Genomic DNA, 3,683 nt, shown 5'->3' with positions numbered 1-3,683 from the left:
CTTACTCTTTTTGGGCAAGCAAAAAGAGTAAGGCGGCGTCAGGGGCCGCAACCCCTGGGTTTGGCCTTGACCTGACCATCGGAGAACCGGCAGGTTTCGCCCCCCGGGATCCCGAATGAAAAAAGGGGCCGACCGCTCTGGCCAACCCCTTCTAACTCCTGTCCTCGTTTTACGCCCCGCCGCTACTCCCCCTGCCCCCTCCCCACCACCGCCATGGTGATCCGCGAAACGCAGACCAGCCGGCCGCGCTCGTCACTGATGCGGATTTCCCAGACCTGGGTCGTCCGGCCGAGATGCAGCGGCCGGGTTTCACCGATAACCCAGCCGGAGCGGACGGATCGCAGGTGGTTGGCATTGATCTCCAGACCGACGCAGGTCCCCATGGAACCCGCCGGGCTCCGCACCAGATTGGCGGCGACACTCCCCAGAGTCTCCGCCAGGGCAACAGAGGCACCGCCGTGCAGCAATCCGACCGGCTGCCGGGTACGCTCGTCGACCGGCATGCGCGCCCGCAGGAAATCCGGCCCGATTTCGGTGAATTCCATGCCGAGATGCCCGGCCATATTGCCGAGGGCCATGTCGTTGAGTTCTTCCAGGCTGTAGTCTCTCGACCAGATTTTCATCGTCTGCCTCCCTAATATCTCGCCTTGAGCATCGCCGCCGCCAGCGCCGCCCAGCCGCCGAGCAGGGCAACGCCGCCGAGGGGGGTGAGCATCCCGAAGGAGCGAACACCGGTGAACGCCAACAGATAAAGGCTGCCGGAAAAGAGGACGATCCCCACCAGCAGCAGCCACCCCGCCCAGCGAATGTAGAACGATTCGGCATGCTGATGCGCCAGCACGCCGACCAGCAGCAGCCCCAGGGCATGGGCCAGGTGGTAGGTCACCCCGGTCTGCCAGACCGCCAGCGATTCCGGCGCCAGCCGGTCGCGCAGGGCGTGGGCGCCGAAGGCCCCGAGTGCCACCGCCAGAAAAGCGTTGAGGCTACCGAAAAGCACGAAGATTCTGCTCATGGCCTTCCTATCCCGGCCGCGGGGCCGAGAACCTCCCGCAACGCCGCCAGCAATTTCTCGTTCTCCTCCGCCGTCCGCACCGCCACGCGGAAGTAGCGGGCGTCCAGCGGCGGGAAATTGGCGCAGTCCCGGATCAGTATTCCCCGGCCGCGAAGCGCCGCTGCCACCTCGCTGGCCGTCTGCCCGGCCTCTTCCAGCCTGGCTAGAAGGTAATTGGCAACCGACGGATAAACCGTCAACCCCAGGGCGCTCAGGCCGGCCGTCAATTCTCGGCGCAGAACCGGAATCAGCTGCAGGGTCTGCTGCCGGTAGGTCTCCTCGTGCAGACAGGCTTCGGCGGCCGCCTGGGCCACCGTCGAAAAGGGCCAGGGGGGGCGGCTCGCCGCCAGCAGGCTAATTCCGTGGGCCGGCCCGGCCAGGTATCCCGCACGCAGGCCGGGTATGGCATAGAATTTCGTCAATGAGCGAAAGACATAAAGGTTGCTGTACTTTGCAACGCGGTCCATGACCGAAAGGTGCGGAGAGAAATCAATGAACGCTTCATCCACCGCCACCATCGCCTGTTCGCGCACGGCCTGGACGACCGCCTCGACGATTTTCGGCTCGACTCCGACGCCACTGGGATTGCCCGGGTTAGCAAACAGAATGACATCAGTTTCGGGCATCAGCCGCCGCAGCAGACGTTCGGCGTCAAGACGAAAGCCGTCCTCGGGGGAGAGGGCAAAGAAGTCGATCTTCGTTCCCATCAACTGCAGAGCTCGCTCATACTCGCTGAAGGCGGGGGTCACCAGCAGGGCCCGGCGCGGCCTCAGGACCCGGGCGGAATGGTACAGCAGTTCCGTCGAGCCGCTGCCGGGAAGGATGTTGTCCGCCGGCAGGCCGAGATGGTCGGCAAGCGCCGCCGTCAGCGAAGTGGCATCGGGCTCCGGATAGTGCACCGACTGCTCCAGGGCCGTCAGCGCCGCCTGCCGTACCCCCTGCGGCATCCCCAGCGGGTTGATGCTGGCCGAGAAGTCGAGAATCGCCGAGGGGGGCAGACCCAGCTCACGGGCCACCCGGAAGACGTCGCCGCCATGCGTAAAACGCTTCATCGCCAGACTCCAATGGAAATCAGCCCGAGGCCGAGGGTGAACAGGGAGGCGAGGTACATCAGGCACACGGCTCCACGATAGGCCGCCGGCCGCACCGGCCGATCATCGTCGCCGAGAGCCGGCTTCTCCACCAGCCTGCCGAAATAGACCGCCGGTCCGCCCAGCCGGATATCGAGCGCCCCGGCGACGGCGGCTTCGGGAATGCCGGCGTTGGGGCTCTTCGGTTTGCGGCCGTCGCGCCGCATGATCCTGATGGCGCCGCGGACGTTGAGCCGCAGGGGGATGGCGGCAAGGATCATCAGCCAGCCGGTCAGCCGTGCCGGAACGAGATTGACCAGGTCGTCGAGGCGGGCCGAGGCCCACCCCACCTCGCGATAGCGCTCGTTCTCGTAGCCGACCATGGAATCGAGGGTGCTCACGGCCTTGAAGAGGATGCCGAGGACCGGACCACCGAGGCAGAGGTAGAAGAGGGGCGCCACCACGCCGTCCGAGGTGTTCTCCGCCACGGTCTCGATCGTCGCCCGCAGGATCCCCGCTTCATCGAGCCCGGCCGTGTCGCGGCCGACGATGCGGGAGAGGGCGCGGCGAGCCGCTTCCAGTTCCCCCGCCTCCAGATGCCGCACCACCGCCAGACTCTCAATGTGCAGGGAGCGCAGCGCCAGACAGGTCCAGGCGAGCCAGAGCCCGATTGCCGTCTGCAGCCAGGGGTGCACCGCCCCGGCCAGGGCGAGCAGCCCCCAGGCGGTGGCGCCCGTCACCAGCAGGGTCGAGACGGTGAGGAGGATGCCAGCCAACCGGCTACGGCCGAGGCAGGCGGTCCAGAAGTTTTCCCAGCGCTGGATGAGCCGGCCGATCCAGACCACCGGATGCGGCCAGCCGCGCGGATCGCCGAGCAGCAGGTCGAGGCCGAAGGCACCGAAGACCAGCCAGCCGTTCACGCCTGGGCTCCCGGCGGGACAAGCCGGGCAAAGAGCGCTGCCAGGTCGAGATGCCTTTCCAGGTGGTCGGCGAGGCGGTCGAGCTCCGCGTCCAGGGACAGCGCGCCGAAAGATGGGGGCGCTGCCGGCCGAAGGGTACCGCGCAGGCCGTCGAGCAGGGCGCGGCGGGTCGCCTCGTCGTCGAAGAGCCCATGCAGATAGCTCCCCCAGACCCGGCCATCGGGCGAGACGGCACCGTCCTCCAGGCTGACGCCCCGCCCCGAGCGCCGGGTGAGCTGCAGCAGCGGCTGCGCCAGAGGCCCGAGTGTCGTCTCACCCATGTGGATCTCGTAGCCGCAGACTTTCTCCGGGCCGGACAAGCCGGCCGCTTCTGCCGCGGGGAGCAGAAACCCTTCCGCCTGGTGGGTCTGCTTGAGGGGGGCCAGAACCGTCTCCATATCGAGCAGCCCCATACCTTCGGCCTCGGGGCGCTCCGACTCGATCAATTCCGGATCGGCGATCCGCCGCCCCAGCATCTGGTAACCGCCGCAGATGCCGACCACCCGGCCGCCGGCGGCATGGTAGTCGTGGATCGCCCGGACAAAGCCGCTGGCCCGCAGAAATTCCAGGTCGGGGATGGTGCTCTTGGTGCCGGGGAGGATC

At 67.3% G+C, this 3,683-nt stretch carries 5 protein-coding genes; all 5 read right to left on the bottom strand.

Annotated elements, in window-relative coordinates; all coding sequences use genetic code 11:
* Positions 1–182: 182 nt before the first annotated feature.
* A complete protein-coding gene (locus VD811_07290) occupies positions 183–623 on the bottom strand; it encodes a hotdog fold thioesterase (protein HXV20774.1) in 441 nt (146 codons plus the stop codon).
* An 11-nt stretch (positions 624–634) separates the two neighbouring features.
* Positions 635–1,012, bottom strand: coding sequence for a DUF423 domain-containing protein (locus VD811_07285; GenBank protein ID HXV20773.1), 378 nt, complete (start codon positions 1,010–1,012; stop codon positions 635–637).
* Positions 1,009–2,103, bottom strand: a complete 1,095-nt coding sequence (cobD, locus tag VD811_07280; protein ID HXV20772.1) for a threonine-phosphate decarboxylase CobD — start codon at positions 2,101–2,103, stop codon at positions 1,009–1,011. Before cobD ends, VD811_07285 begins: the two co-directional genes overlap by 4 nt.
* On the bottom strand, positions 2,100–3,041 hold the full coding sequence (cbiB, locus tag VD811_07275; GenBank protein ID HXV20771.1) for an adenosylcobinamide-phosphate synthase CbiB: 942 nt from the start codon (positions 3,039–3,041) through the stop codon (positions 2,100–2,102). The genes cobD and cbiB overlap by 4 nt, the downstream gene beginning before the upstream one ends.
* A partial coding sequence (locus VD811_07270; GenBank protein HXV20770.1) for a cobyric acid synthase CobQ occupies positions 3,038–3,683 on the bottom strand: 646 nt, incomplete at its 5' end. The genes cbiB and VD811_07270, both read right to left, overlap by 4 nt.

Source organism: Desulfuromonadales bacterium (assembly GCA_035620395.1).
Classification (GTDB): domain Bacteria; phylum Desulfobacterota; class Desulfuromonadia; order Desulfuromonadales; family DASPGW01; genus DASPGW01.
Note: the sequence above shows the minus strand (reverse complement) of the source record. Positions and strands in the feature narration are given on the sequence as shown.